The following is a 13763-nucleotide window of genomic DNA, read 5'->3' as shown; positions in this document are numbered from 1 at the left end:
AGCGCTTGCCCATTGGGGTGGGCATTGGTAAAGTTAGCCGGTTTTCTGCACCTCCAAATTCTTAGGATTTCCCGTAGCCATGTTCAAAAAGCTCAGAGGCGTCTTTTCCAACGATCTGTCGATCGATTTGGGAACTGCCAACACCCTGATCTACGTAAAAGATCAAGGGATCGTCCTTAACGAACCCTCAGTTGTCGCCATTCGCCAAGAGCGCGGGAACGCCAAATCGGTCGCTGCCGTCGGTCATGCCGCCAAGCAGATGCTGGGTCGTACCCCTGGTAACATCTCCGCCATTCGTCCGATGAAGGACGGCGTGATCGCGGACTTCTACGTGACCGAGAAGATGCTGCAGCACTTCATCAAACAGGTTCACGACAACAACTATTTCCGCCCCAGCCCGCGCGTGCTGGTGTGCGTGCCGTGCGGCTCCACTCAGGTCGAGCGCCGTGCCATCAAGGAATCCGCTCTGGGCGCCGGCGCCCGCGAGGTGTACCTCATCGACGAACCCATGGCTGCCGCCATCGGTGCCGGCCTGCCGGTCTCCGAAGCGACCGGTTCCATGGTGGTGGACATCGGTGGCGGTACCACAGAAGTGGCCATCATCTCCCTGAACGGCGTGGTCTACTCCCAGTCCGTGCGCATCGGTGGCGACAAGTTCGATGAAGCCATCATCAGCTACGTGCGTCGCAACTACGGCAGCCTGATCGGGGAAGCCACCGCCGAGCGCATCAAGCACGAGATCGGCTCCGCCTACCCGGGCGAAGAGGTGCGCGAGATCGAAGTCCGCGGTCGCAACCTGGCCGAAGGGGTGCCGCGCAGCTTCACCCTGAACTCCAACGAGATCCTGGAAGCGCTGCAAGAGCCGCTGTCCGGCATCGTCTCCGCCGTCATGGTGGCCCTGGAACAGTCCCCGCCCGAGCTGGCGTCCGACATCTCCGAACGCGGCATGGTGCTGACCGGTGGTGGCGCCCTGCTCAAGGACATCGACCGTCTGCTGATGGAAGAGACCGGCATCCCGGTCGTCGTGGCTGAAGATCCCCTCACCTGTGTCGCCCGTGGCGGTGGCAAGGCGCTGGAGCTGATCGATATGCACGGTGGCGATCTGTTCCACTACGAATAAGACCCAAAGCCGGCCGAGCGCCGGCTCTTTTTTGACGACTCATGAAACCCATCTTCGGTAGAGGCCCTTCGCTTCAGTTACGGTTGTTTCTCGCCGTCATCATCTCCGTCGCTGCCATCGTCGCGGATTCCCGCTTCGGTGTGTTTGCGCACGCCCGCGTCTATCTGAGCTCCCTGGTGAGCCCGCTGCAGTACATCGCCAACGCCCCCGGCACCCTGCTCGACACCATGTCGACCCAGGTGCAGACCCGTGCCGACCTCATCGAGCAGACCAAGCAGCAGGAGCAGCAACTGTTCACCCTGCGCTCCCGGCTGCTCAAGATGGATCAGCTGGAGCACGAAAACCAGCGCCTGCGGGAGCTGCTGGGGTCGCCGGTGCACAAGGAGTCCCGCAAGATGGTGGCCGAGCTGCTGTCGGTGGATTCCGACCCCTTCAGCCATCAGGTGCTGATCAACAAGGGGGCGCTGGACGGCGTCTACAACGGCCAGCCGGTGATCAACGATCAGGGGGTGGTCGGCCAGGTGCTGCACGTGGGATCCACCACCAGCCGCGTCCTGCTCATCACCGACTCCAGCCACGGCATCCCGGTGCGGGTGCTGCGCAACGATCTGCGCGCCATCGCCTCCGGCAGCGGCGAACTGGACAAGCTGGAGCTGCGCAACCTGCCGCGCAACACCGACGTCCAGGTCGGCGATCTGCTGGTCACCTCGGGCCTGGGAGGTCGCTTCCCGGAAGGCTATCCGGTGGCGACCGTGACCCGCTCCGACTACGTGGAGGGCAAGCCCTTCGCCCAGATCGAGGCCAAGCCCCTGGTGGCGCTGGATAGACTGCGCTACCTGCTGCTGCTGTGGACCGACAAGAAACCGGAAGTGCACGACAAGGATGAGGAGCACGCGGCGAGCGCCTCGGCGGCCACGGCCACCTCGGCGGCGGGGGCGACGCGCTGATGCTGCAACCCGCCAGCGGCAGGATCTGGATCTGGTGTTCGATCCTGCTGGCCCTCTGTCTCTCCATACTGCCGCTTCCGTTCCAGTTCGAGCCCTTCCGGCCGGACTGGCTCGCCATGGTGCTCATCTACTGGGCGCTGGCGCTGCCGCACCGCACCAACGTCGGCACCGCCTGGGTGGCGGGCCTGCTGCTGGACGTGCTGCTCGGCAGCACCCTTGGGGTGCGGGCCATGGCCATGGCCATCACCACCTATCTGGCGGCCTTCCAGTTCCAGAAGATCCGCAACTTCTCCCTCTGGCAGCAGGCGCTGATCATCGGCCTGCTCTCCCTGGTGGGGAAGATCACCGTGTTCTGGGCCGAGCACCTGTTCAGCCGGGCCAGCCTCAATTTCGCCTATTTTTGGTCGACGTTGACGACGATGTTAATATGGCCCTGGATTTTTATGGTCTTGCGCAAGGTGCGGCGTCGCTTCAATATCAAGTGAATGTGAGCAAAAACAACGGATTGTGACCACGCCTCGCCCCATTGAGTGAATATGAACAAGCACAACGAACTGCAACTCTATCTCGCCTCGGGCTCGCCCCGCCGGCACGAACTCCTGACCCAGCTGGGCTACCGCTTCGAGGTGCTCAGGCTGGATGTGCCCGAGCAGCGCGGCGAGGGGGAGAAGCCCCAGGACTACGTCTGCCGGCTCGCCCGCGACAAGGCCATGGCCGGCGTGGCCGCGGCGCCCACGGCGCTGCCCGTGCTGGGGGCGGACACCATAGTGGTGCTGGGGGAGCGGGTGCTGGAGAAGCCCTCCGACCTGCTTGACGCCAAGGACATGCTGGAGGCGCTCTCCGGACGGGTGCACCAGGTGATGACGGCGGTGGCCCTGGCCACCCCGGATCGCTGCGACGTGCGGCTGGTCACCACCAACGTGGCGTTTCGCAAGCTGGACGAGTCCGAGATCGAGGCCTACTGGCGCACCGGCGAGCCGTGCGACAAGGCCGGCGCCTACGCCATCCAGGGTATTGCCGGCAAGTTCGTCAGCCGCATCGAGGGGAGCTACAGCGCCGTGGTCGGCCTGCCCCTGCTGGAGACGGATCTGTTGATCAAGCAGCACGTCGAGCAGACCCGGTAATCCTCCCGTCAGCGGTGCGCTGCTGAGTTACCCGTTGTTCGTCGTGCCAGAATTCAAAACTAGAAAGGCAAGGTAACTTATGTCGGTAGAACTGCTGGTGAACGTCACCCCCTCCGAGACCCGGGTCGCCCTGGTCGAGAACGGCCTGCTGCAGGAAGTGCACGTGGAGCGCCAGGCCAAGCGCGGCATAGTGGGCAACATCTACAAGGGCAAGATCAGCCGGGTGCTGCCCGGCATGCAGGCCGCCTTCGTCGACATCGGCATGGACAAGGCCGCCTTCCTGCACGCCTCCGACATAGTCCCCCACACCGAGTGCGTGGCGATCAAGGAGAAGGAGCAGTTCCAGGCCGGCAACATCGCCGAGCTGGTGCGCCAGGGGCAGGACATCATGGTGCAGGTGGTGAAAGATCCGCTGGGCACCAAGGGGGCCCGCCTCACCACCGACATCACCCTGCCTTCCCGCTACCTGGTCTTCATGCCGGGGAGTGCGCATGTGGGGGTGTCCCAGCGCATCGAGTCCGAGGCGGAGCGGGAACGCCTCAAGCGCACCGTGGCCGGCTATGTGGACGAGCTCGGTGGCTACATCATCCGCACCGCCGCCGAGGGGGTGGGGGAGCAGGAGCTGGAGCAGGACGCCGCCTTCTTGAAGCGCCTGTGGCGCAAGATCCTGGAACGCAAGCAGAAGTACCCCCCCTGCAAGATCCTCTACGAGGATCCCAGCCTGGCGTTCCGGGTGGTGCGCGACTTCGTCGGGGCCGAGCTCGACAAGATCCGGGTCGACTCCCGCCAGAGCTTCGATCAGCTCAAGCGCTTCACCGAGGAGTACGTGCCCGAGCTCGCCAACAAGCTGGAGTACTACTCCGGCGAGTCGCCCATCTTCGATCTCTACGACGTCGAGAACGAGATCCAGCGCGCCCTGGAGCGCAAGGTGGAGCTGAAATCCGGCGGCTACCTCATCATCGATCAGACCGAAGCCATGACCACGGTGGACATCAACACCGGCGCCTTCGTCGGCCACCGCAACCTGGAAGAGACCATCTTCAACACCAACGTCGAGGCGACCGCCGCCATCGCCCGCCACCTGCGGCTGCGCAACCTCGGCGGCATCATCATCATCGACTTCATCGACATGCAGTCCGAGGATCACCGCCGCCGGGTGCTGCACAGCCTGGAGCTGGCGCTGGCCAAGGACAGGGCCAAGACCAACGTGAACGGTTTTTCCCAGCTCGGCCTGGTGGAGATGACCCGCAAGCGCACCCGCGAGAGCCTGGAGCACGTGCTCTGCGCCGAGTGCCCCGAGTGCAAGGGGCGCGGCCGGGTCAAGACGGTGGAATCGGTCTGCTTCGAGATCCTGCGGGAGATCATCAGGGTCAACCGCGCCTACGACGCGGATCAGTTCACCGTCTACGCGGCGCCCTCGGTGGCGGACTACCTGAGGGGCGAGGAGTCCCACAGCCTGGCGGAGCTGGAGGTCTTCATCGGCAAGCAGGTCAGGGTGGTGAGCGAGCCCCTCTGCGGTCAGGAGCAGTTCGACGTGGTGATGATGTAATTGGTCTATCGCTGGCTGAGTCGGGGCTGGTTGGCCCTCGGAGTCCTCTTCGTGCTGCTGGCCGTCCTGGTCAGCGTGGTGCGCCTCGGCGGCCCCCTGCTCAACCAGCACCGACAGGCCGTGATCGCGACCCTGCTCGGGGAGAGCCAGCTGGAGGTGAGCGTCGAGCACGTCGGGCTGGACTGGACCCAGCGCGGCCCCGCCCTCGAACTCGAAGGACTCGTCATCGCCCCGGACTCGGGCCGCTTCTCCCTGCGGCTCGGCAAGGTCTGGGCCCACCTCGACTTCTGGCGTTCCCTCAACGACTGGAAGCCGGTGTTCGGCCAGCTGCTGCTCAGCGACGGCGACATCGCGCTGGATCTGACGAAGCCCGCGGACCCCGCCAGCGGCAAGGGTCCGAACCAGCAGGAGGCCCTACTGCGCTTCCTGCTGACCCAGCTCTCCACCTTCGACATTCACGACAGCCGCCTGAGCCTCACCACGGCGCTCGGGGAGGTGCGTGCCCTCAACATCGCCCAGCTGCGCTGGCAGAATCGCGGCAAGCGCCACCAGGGGGTCGGCAAGGCCTACCTCATCAACGGGGTGGGCGAGAGCACCCTGGACCTCATCATCGACGTGGATGCCCCGCAAGTGCGCCTCGACAGGCTCAAGGGGCAGCTCTATCTCGGGGCCAGCGAGCTGGACATCAGCCCCATGCTGGCCAGGATCCACGCCGGTGAACCCAGGGTCACCGGCCAGCTCGACTTCCAGCTCTGGAGCGAGTTCGAGGGGGGCCGGCTCGGCAACTCCCTGCTGGCCTTTGGCAACAACCACCTGATCTGGCAGGACGAGGTCAAGGGAGAGCCGCACCGCCTCGATCTGCGGGGCGGCAAGATCCAGCTGCGCCGCGACGGCGAGGAGTGGCAGCTCGCCAGCCACGACGTCACCTTCAAGCTCGACGGTGCCACCTGGTTGCAGAGCCGTCTGCAGCTCGAACGGATGGGGGATCGCATCCAGGGCTATGTGCCCGCCATCGATCTCGACCAGGTGGCCAACCTGAGCCAACTGGTCTCTGGCCTCTATCCCGAGCTGACCGAGACCCTCAAGCGCACCCGGCCCAGGGGCCAGCTGCAGGATCTGCTGCTGCAGGCCGACGGGGACTGGCAGGGACTCTCCCTGAGCGGGCAGCTCAGGGGCTTCGAGACCCGGGCCTGGCACGACGTGCCCGGCCTGCAGAAACTGGACGGCGATTTCTGGCTGACCCCGGCCGGGGGCAGCGCCCGCCTGAGCCTGGGCAAGGGCAAGGTGGATCCGGCGCGCCACTTCAAGGAGCCCATCCCTGTCGACAGCCTGAGCGCCAGGCTCGACTGGTGGCAGACTCCAGAGGGGTGGGTGCTCTACGGCCAGGACATCGCCCTGGAGAACCCCGACCTGCGCCTCGCCAGCCGTTTTCGCCTGGAGCTGTTCGATCACCCCTTCCTCGCCCTGACCGGCCGCATCGACGTCAAGAATGCGGCCCATGCGGATCGTTACTACCCCCTTGCCGTGATGAGCGATGGCCTGGTGGACTACCTGAGCGGGGCCATCAAGGGGGGCAGGGCCAAGGGGGCGGATCTGCTATGGTACGGGGAGTTCCGGGACTTCCCCTATGACAATGGCAAGGGGATCTTCCAGGTGGCGGTGCCGCTGGAACAGGCCACCTACGAGTTCTTCCCCGGCTGGCAGCCGCTGACCGACCTGCAGATCGATCTCCTGTTCCAGAACGCGGGGCTGGACATGCGCAGCCGCTCGACCCGGCTCGGCAAGGCCAGCTCCGACTCGGTCCACGCCTGGATCCCGGATCTCTCCCCCGGCGCCCACCTCTATGTGGATGCCAGAGTCGAGGGGGAGGGGCAGGCCGTCAGCGACTACCTGCAGGACTCGCCCCTCGGCGGCTCGGTGGGGAAGGCGCTGCAGGAGGTGGAGATCCGCGGCCCCATGAAGGGCACGGTCAAGCTGGACATACCGCTGGACGGCAAGGGGGAGGTCAAGGCCAGCGGGGACGCCAGCTTCCACGACAACAGGGTCAGGATCGCCGCCCTGGATCTGCCCCTGGAGAAGGTGGCGGGCAGGCTCGAATATGACAATGAACACACGCGCATTCACAACCTCAAGGCCAGCCTCTGGAACCAGCCGCTGACCCTGGACTATGAGGGCAGGCTGCTGCCCCGCGGCTATCAGGCCGACCTCAAGTTCAGGGGCAGCTGGGACAGCCGCCGCCAGCGCCGGGACATCCCGGCCCTGGAGCTGCTCCAGGGGAACAGCAACTGGGCGGGCAGCCTGGGGCTGACCCTGCCGGAGGACAAGCCTTTCAGCTTCCAGCTGGCGCTGGACTCCAGCCTGCAGGGGATGGGGCTGGATCTGCCGGCCCCGCTGGCCAAGGCCGCCGGGGCTCGCCTCCCCCTCAAGGTGACGGCGCGGGGCCGGGACGGCAGCGCCGACCTCCGGGCCGTGCTGGGGGCGGACGTGGACATGCAGGGCCGCCTGGTCTACGGCGAGGGGGCTCCCTACATGAGCCGGGTGAGGGTCAACGTCGGCCAGCCCGGCGCGCGCGTGCTCCAGGACAGGCCCATGCTGCTCGCCATCAACCAGCAGCAGGCGGACGTGGCGGGCTGGCTGGGCAGGCTCACGCGCTGGCTGCCCGGCAAGGGGCAGGAGACGACCGGCAATGCGGTGGTGGGCCCCGCCTTCCTGCCCCAGGAGTGGTGGGTGGACGGCCAGCTGGCCCGGGCCGACATCGGCACCGCCACCCTCAAGGCGGTGCACTTCACCGTGGGGCCGGTACAGCAAGCCACCGAGGTGATGATCGACAGCCCGGACGTGATGGGGGTGGTGCGCCTGCCGCTGACCGACCGCCAGCCCATCGACGCCAGGTTTGCCCGCATCCACTGGTCCGGCAAGGGGTCGGACCTGAGCCCGGATCCCGATGCGCGCCAGGACAAGGCTATCATGGACGCCATCCCCTGGCTGCGCTTCAGCTGCGTGGACTGCCGCTTCGGCGAGCTGCCCCTGGGCGAGGTGAAGGGGGAGCTGGTCCCCGGTGCCAACCGGCTCGATCTCAAGGGGCTGGAGATGCGCCTGGCCGGCAGCACCCTGCGCGGCGGCGCCGAGTGGCTGTCGCGCGCCGGCCAGATGCAGACCCGGGCCCGGCTCCACCTCGACACCCCGAACAGCGAGCTGCTGCTCAAGCGGCTCGGTTTTACCTCCCCCATCGGCGATGCGCCGGGCAAGCTGGCGCTGGATCTGAACTGGCGCGATACCCCCTACCGGCTGAGCCTGCCGACTCTGGCCGGCAGCGCCGACTACCAGCTGGAAGGGGGGACCCTGCGGGAGGTGAACGACAAGGGGGCGCGGCTGCTCTCCCTGCTCAGCCTCGACTCCCTGCTGCGCAAGTTGCGCCTCGATTTTCGCGACGTCTTCGACAAGGGCTTCTACTTCGAGTCCATGTCCGCCTCCGCCAAGGTCAGCCAGGGGGTGGTGGAGAACAAGGACTTCTACATGAAGGGGGCGGCGGGCAACCTGCGCGGGGAGGGGATCGCCGATCTGGTGCGCTGGCAACTCGACTACGATCTGAGCTTCTCGCCGAACCTGGGGGGGACCCTGCCTGTGGTGGCGGCCTTCTCCCTGACCCCGATCACCGGACTCTACGTGCTGGCGCTCTCCAAGCTGCTGGAGCCCGTGGTGGACGTGGTGACCCGCATCGACTTCAGGGTCTCGGGCCCGCTGGACGATCCCAGGCTGATCGAGGCGGGGCGCAACCGCGCCCGCATCAAGCTCAACCAGCAGCAGAAGGAGGCGGTGGACGCGGTGGCGCCCAGCCTGCCCGCCGAGGAGGTGACCCCCTTCCTGCTCACCCCCAAGCACGGCGGGCCGGCCCAGCGTTGAGCCGGCCATCTTCCGCGCCGGGCGGCGAGGGGGCATAGTGCTGCCTGATACCCGGGATGCGATCCGCATCCAGGGGGGCCAAACAACGACAAGGAGCGAGTCATGTGGTTAGCCGCAATACAACTGGTGTCAGGCCGTCACTGGCAGGACAACCGGGCACGGATTGACGCCGAGCTGGCGGCCCTGCCGGCACGGCGTCCCCTGCTGGCCCTGCTGCCGGAGAACTTCGCCCTGTTCGGCGAGCGCCAGGGTTATCTGGACGGTGCCGAGACGATAGGGGAAGGCCCCATCCAGCAGCAGCTGGCCGCCTGGGCCAGGGAGCACGGGATCTGGCTGGTGGCCGGGGCCATGCCGACCCGGATCCCGGGGTCGGACCATATCCACACCAGCTCCCTGGTGTTCGACCCCAGCGGTGAGCTCAGGGGTCACTACCACAAGATCCACCTGTTCGACGTGGACGTGGCGGACAATCACGGCCGCTACCGGGAGTCCGAGACCTTCAGCCCTGGCGAGGTACCTGTGCTGGTAGACTCCCCCCTTGGTCCCCTCGGCCTGTCGATCTGTTATGATCTGCGCTTTCCCGAGCTGTACCGCCAGCTGGCCCGGGCCGGCGCCCGGGTGCTGCTGGTGCCTGCCGCCTTCACCGCCGTGACCGGCGAGGCACACTGGGAGCCGCTGCTGCGGGCCCGCGCCATCGAGAACCAGTGCTATGTGGTGGCCGCCAACCAGGGGGGCACCCACGAGACGGGACGTCAGACCTGGGGCCACAGCATGGTGATCGACCCCTGGGGCCGGGTGCTGGCGTGTCGGGAGACCGGACAGGGCACAGTGCTGGCGCAGATGGATGCCGGCCTTGTCGAGGAGTTGAAGCGCACCATGCCGGTGCTGGATCATGCCCGCCTGCTGTGAACCTGCGGCCGTGGATTTAACCGTTACGACATCTCGCATGAGAGTGGAGAGAAAGATTTGAGTCTATTGAGCCAGGTTAGTGCCGCATTGTTGGCCCCGAACGACCTCGACGAAGGGCGCCTGCAGCAGCTGCTCGGCAGCCTGATGAGCCATGAGGTGGAGTTCGGCGACCTCTATTTCCAGCGCAGCTGGCACGAGTCCTGGATGCTGGAGGACGGCATCGTCAAGGACGGCAGCTACAACATCGATCAGGGGGTGGGGGTACGCGCCGTCAGCGGCGAGAAGACCGGCTTCGCCTACTCGGACGAGCTGAGCCTGCTGGCGCTGCAGCAGTCGGTGACCGCCGCCCGCGGCATCGCCGCCGCCGGTGCGCAGGGCAAGGTGAAGGCCTGGGCCAGAACCGAAGCGAACCTGCTCTATCCGGCCATGGACCCCCTGCAGACCCTCGACAAGCAGCAGAAGATCGCCCTGCTGGAGCAGATGGACAGGTTCGCCAGAAGTCTGGATCCCGCCATCAATCAGGTGATGGCCTCCATCAGCGGTGTCTACGAGGAGATCCTGGTGGCTGCCACCGACGGCACCCTGGCCGCCGACGTGCGCCCCCTGGTGCGCCTGTCGGTGACCGTCATTGCCGAGAAGGGGGATCGCCGGGAGCGCGGCAGCGCCGGCGGCGGTGGCCGCTTCGGCTACGATTATTTCCTCGAACTGGATGGCCTCGAGAGTCGGGCGTTTGGCTATGTACGCGAGGCGGTGCGCCAGGCCCTGGTGAACCTGGAAGCCATCGACGCCCCGGCCGGCACCATGCCGGTGGTGCTCGGCGCCGGCTGGCCCGGCGTGCTGCTGCACGAGGCGGTGGGCCACGGTCTGGAGGGGGACTTCAACCGCAAGGGCTCCTCCGCCTTCGCCGGCCGCATCGGCGAGCAGGTCGCCTCCAGACACTGCACCATAGTCGACGACGGCACCCTGCCGGGTCGACGCGGCTCCGTCTCCATCGATGACGAGGGGACGCCGGGCGGCTACAACGTCCTGATCGAGAACGGCATCCTCAAGGGCTATCTGCAGGACAAGCAGAACGCCCGCCTGATGGGGGTGCCGCTCACCGGCAACGGCCGCCGCGAATCCTACGCCGCCCTGCCGATGCCGCGCATGACCAACACCTACATGCTGGCAGGCCAGTATGATCCGGCGGAGATCATCGCCTCGGTGAAGAAGGGGATCTATGCCCCCAACTTCGGCGGCGGCCAGGTGGACATCACCTCCGGCAAGTTCGTCTTCTCCGCCTCCGAGGCCTACCTCATCGAAGACGGCAGGATCACCGCCCCCATCAAGGGCGCGACCCTGATCGGCAACGGCCCAGAGGCCATGAGCCAGGTCTCCATGGTGGGCCACGACCTCGCCCTGGATCGCGGGGTGGGGGTCTGCGGCAAGGAGGGGCAGAGCGTGCCGGTCGGCGTCGGCCAGCCGACCCTCAAGCTGGATCAACTGACCGTGGGTGGCACCCAGTAAGGCTCACTCGCCCTCTCGAACCCCGGCCCGGTGCCGGGGTTTTTTATTGGCCGGAGAAAAGGCAACAAAAAGCCCCGGACAGGGCCGGGGCTGGTGAAGGGGGCTCGGATCAGTTGACCGAGATGGCGCGGGCGTCGATGAAGAACCGGGCGTGGCCCTGGGCATCCACCCTTATCTGGGCAACCAGACGATCCTTCTGCTTGAACTCCCACCTCGTCTTGATCCGGGTCAGGGCGGGGCTGGCGGCCCCGACCACGTTCAGATATTCATGAAACAGGCTGTAGCTTCCAATCTCGGTCAGCATCTTTTCCATTTGCATATCTCCTCAAGTGACGGGGTCTGCGTCAGTCAGGCTAACGGCGACCCTCTGAACCCTGCCTGTACAAAAATCAGACTACCTCACCTGTGGGTGGGCAACATGATCGGGCGCAAGATCCAGGGCGATTCTCGAGACGGATGACAGCGTTTTCAGTCAGGGCTGGCGCGGCAGGGAGAGATGATCCAGGGTGCCGGCGCCGGCCTGGGGCGAGGCGGGGGACGTCTGCGGTGCCGGGGCGCCGTGGAACACGGGATCCTGGGCCACCTCCTTGACGCCGTTGATGCAGAACTGCATGCCCATGCACACCAGCAGGAAACCCATGATCCGGGTAATGGCGTCGATCCCGGTGGCGCCGAGGATCTTGCACACCGGATCCGCGAGCTTGAGCACGCCCCAACTGATGAGGCTCATCAGGGCGAAGGCGGTCACCATGGCGGCATAGATGACGAAGCGGTCGGCCTCCGCCGGCAGCTCGGCTATCTGGGCCGCACCGCTGATCACCAGGGCCATGGTACCGGGCCCGCACATGCTGGGCATGGTGAGCGGCACGAAGGCGATGCTCTGGTTGGTATCGACGCCGGCGGCCTGGCTCGGCGCAGGGAACAGCATGCGAAAGCCGATGAAGGCGATGATGAGGCCACCGGCCAGGCGCAGCCCCGGGATGGAGATCCCGAACAGATCCAGGATGGAGGATCCGATGAAGAAGCTGACGCAGAGGGTGGCGAACAGATAGATGGCGGCCATGTTGATCTGGCGGCGTATGTGCTCGCGGGACATCCCCTTGCTCAGACCCAGCAGCAGGGTGGCCGTGGTGGGGGGGTTGACCATGGGCAGCAGGGCCAGCAAGGCGATGAAGACGACCTGGAAGAACATCGTGTACCTCGGGGTGGTTGGCAAACAACAGGGCCAGACGGGGGTCTGGCCTCAAGGGGGGGCTACTCTATGGGAGCCCGGCTGAATATAGCCGGAATGAAGGAGCCCCGACAGTGCGGGGCCCCATGGTGATCAGGCGGTTTGTGGCGTGACCTGACGCTGACCGCGCTGGCGCAGCCAGAGCCAGAGGCCCAGTACGAAGCCGAGGCCGGCCAGGCTGACCACATAGTGGGACGGGGCCAGCACGTCGCTCTTCATCCAGAGGGTGACCAGCATGGGCGTCAGGCCGCCGAAGATGGCGTAGGCCACGTTGTAGGAGAAGGACAGGCCGGAGAAGCGCACCACCGCCGGGAAGGCGTTGACCATGACGTAGGGCACGGCGCCGACTATCCCCACCGCGAAGCCGGCCAGCATGTAGAGCGGCACCAGCTGCGCCATGCCGGCCGCCAGGCCGTGGTAGAAGGCGTAGGTCGATCCCGCCAGCAGCAGGGAGCCCAGCACGAAGGTGGGGCCGCTGCCGAGGGCGTCGATCAGGCGGCCGTAGAAGATGCAGCCCAGGGTGAGCGCGACTATGGCCAGGGAGTTGGCGGTCAGGGCATCGGCGGGGCTGATGCCGTGGACCTTCTGCAGATAGGTCGGGGTCATCAGGATCACCACAACGATCCCGGCGGAGAGCAGCCAGGTCAGCAGCATGGAGACGATGACGCTGCCCTTGTGCTCGCGCAGCACCGTCTTGAGCGGCAGCTCCTCTGCCAGCGACTTGTTGGCCTGCATCTCGGCAAAGACCGGGGTCTCGTGCAGCCAGCGGCGCAGGTACATGGCGACGATGCCGAACACGCCGCCGAGCACGAAGGCCAGGCGCCAGCCCCAGTCGCTCACGTCGTCCGGGCTCATGCCGCGGTTGATGGCGGTGGCCACCAGGGAGCCGAGCAGGATGCCGGCGGTCAGGCCCGCCGTGAGGGTGCCGCAGGCGACGCCGACCCGGCGGGCGGGGACGTGCTCGGCCACGAAGACCCAGGCCCCAGGCACTTCACCGCCGATGGCGGCTCCCTGCAGGATCCGCAGCAGCAGCAACAGCAGGGGGGCGGCGATGCCGAGCACGGCATAGGTGGGCAGCAGGCCGATCAGCAGGGTCGGCAGGGCCATCAGTATGATGCTGAGGGTGAACATCCGCTTGCGGCCGATGAGATCGCCGAAGTGGGCCATGATGATGCCGCCGAGCGGGCGGGCCAGGTAGCCGGCGGCAAAGATGCCGAAGGTCTGGAACTGGCGCAGCCACTCGGGAATGTCCGCCGGGAAGAAGAGCTCGCCGATGACCACGGCGAAGAAGACGAAGATGATGAAGTCGTAGAATTCGAGGGCGCCGCCCAGCGCGGCCAGGCTCAGGGTCTTGTAATCCTGTCGGTTGAGGGGGCGACCGTGGTCGTTCGATGTGCTGACTGTACTCATATCCTTATGTTTCCCATCGTTTTTTTAGTTATTCTCCCCCAGGCTCTGCGGGGATACGCTCGAT

The 13763-nt window shown here is 66.2% G+C and carries 11 protein-coding genes; 8 read left to right on the top strand and 3 right to left on the bottom strand.

Features of this window, described 5'->3' with window-relative positions; genetic code table 11:
- Positions 1–79 precede the first annotated feature (79 nt).
- The 8 genes from I6L39_RS04895 to tldD all read left to right on the top strand — a co-directional run bounded on the left by I6L39_RS04895 (position 80) and on the right by tldD (position 11058).
- On the top strand, positions 80–1120 hold the full coding sequence (locus I6L39_RS04895; RefSeq protein WP_005308111.1) for a rod shape-determining protein: 1041 nt from the start codon (positions 80–82) through the stop codon (positions 1118–1120).
- A 41-nt stretch (positions 1121–1161) separates the two neighbouring features.
- On the top strand, positions 1162–2067 hold the full coding sequence (gene mreC, locus I6L39_RS04890) for a rod shape-determining protein MreC (protein WP_216991201.1): 906 nt from the start codon (positions 1162–1164) through the stop codon (positions 2065–2067).
- Positions 2067–2552, top strand: a complete 486-nt coding sequence (gene mreD / locus I6L39_RS04885; protein ID WP_010672635.1) for a rod shape-determining protein MreD — start codon at positions 2067–2069, stop codon at positions 2550–2552. Before mreC ends, mreD begins: the two co-directional genes overlap by 1 nt.
- 51 nt (positions 2553–2603) lie before the next feature.
- Entirely contained in the window at positions 2604–3191 is a 588-nt protein-coding gene (locus I6L39_RS04880) for a nucleoside triphosphate pyrophosphatase (RefSeq protein WP_128342118.1), read from the top strand.
- 79 nt (positions 3192–3270) lie between these two features.
- Entirely contained in the window at positions 3271–4740 is a 1470-nt protein-coding gene (gene rng, locus I6L39_RS04875; RefSeq protein ID WP_039040432.1) for a ribonuclease G, read from the top strand.
- The gene (locus I6L39_RS04870) at positions 4741–8643 is read left to right on the top strand and encodes a YhdP family protein (RefSeq protein ID WP_216991200.1); all 3903 of its coding nucleotides are present in this window, start codon (positions 4741–4743) and stop codon (positions 8641–8643) included.
- 102 nt (positions 8644–8745) lie between these two features.
- Positions 8746–9552, top strand: a complete 807-nt coding sequence (locus tag I6L39_RS04865; protein WP_216991199.1) for a carbon-nitrogen hydrolase family protein — start codon at positions 8746–8748, stop codon at positions 9550–9552.
- Positions 9553–9609: 57 nt separating this feature from the next.
- Complete coding sequence (gene tldD, locus I6L39_RS04860; protein ID WP_216991198.1) at positions 9610–11058, top strand: metalloprotease TldD; 1449 nt, start codon at positions 9610–9612, stop codon at positions 11056–11058.
- A gap of 109 nt (positions 11059–11167) precedes the next feature.
- Here tldD and I6L39_RS04855 read toward each other — a convergent pair whose 3' ends face one another.
- From I6L39_RS04855 to I6L39_RS04845, 3 genes are all read right to left on the bottom strand, one after another.
- Positions 11168–11371 (bottom strand): hypothetical protein, encoded by a 204-nt coding sequence (locus I6L39_RS04855; protein WP_042077957.1) that lies wholly within the window; start codon positions 11369–11371, stop codon positions 11168–11170.
- Positions 11372–11530: 159 nt separating this feature from the next.
- Entirely contained in the window at positions 11531–12250 is a 720-nt protein-coding gene (locus I6L39_RS04850; RefSeq protein WP_216991197.1) for a MarC family NAAT transporter, read from the bottom strand.
- Positions 12251–12382: 132 nt separating this feature from the next.
- Entirely contained in the window at positions 12383–13699 is a 1317-nt protein-coding gene (locus I6L39_RS04845; RefSeq protein WP_216991196.1) for an MFS transporter, read from the bottom strand.
- Positions 13700–13763: the final 64 nt, after the last annotated feature.

The sequence above is a fragment of the Aeromonas sp. FDAARGOS 1409 genome (assembly GCF_019048705.1).
GTDB lineage: Bacteria > Pseudomonadota > Gammaproteobacteria > Enterobacterales > Aeromonadaceae > Aeromonas > Aeromonas sanarellii.
Note: the sequence above shows the minus strand (reverse complement) of the source record. Positions and strands in the feature narration are given on the sequence as shown.

What these genes read in the sequence shown, in the direction of transcription:
- I6L39_RS04855 (WP_042077957.1), bottom strand. Translation starts at nt 11,371, where the DNA reads ATGGAAAAGATGCTGACCGAGATTGGAAGCTACAGCCTGTTTCATGAA.
- I6L39_RS04880 (WP_128342118.1), top strand. Translation starts at nt 2,604, where the DNA reads ATGAACAAGCACAACGAACTGCAACTCTATCTCGCCTCGGGCTCGCCC.
- I6L39_RS04865 (WP_216991199.1), top strand. Translation starts at nt 8,746, where the DNA reads ATGTGGTTAGCCGCAATACAACTGGTGTCAGGCCGTCACTGGCAGGAC.
- mreD (WP_010672635.1), top strand. Translation starts at nt 2,067, where the DNA reads ATGCTGCAACCCGCCAGCGGCAGGATCTGGATCTGGTGTTCGATCCTG.
- mreC (WP_216991201.1), top strand. Translation starts at nt 1,162, where the DNA reads ATGAAACCCATCTTCGGTAGAGGCCCTTCGCTTCAGTTACGGTTGTTT.
- I6L39_RS04850 (WP_216991197.1), bottom strand. Translation starts at nt 12,250, where the DNA reads ATGTTCTTCCAGGTCGTCTTCATCGCCTTGCTGGCCCTGCTGCCCATG.
- rng (WP_039040432.1), top strand. Translation starts at nt 3,271, where the DNA reads ATGTCGGTAGAACTGCTGGTGAACGTCACCCCCTCCGAGACCCGGGTC.
- I6L39_RS04895 (WP_005308111.1), top strand. Translation starts at nt 80, where the DNA reads ATGTTCAAAAAGCTCAGAGGCGTCTTTTCCAACGATCTGTCGATCGAT.
- I6L39_RS04845 (WP_216991196.1), bottom strand. Translation starts at nt 13,699, where the DNA reads ATGAGTACAGTCAGCACATCGAACGACCACGGTCGCCCCCTCAACCGA.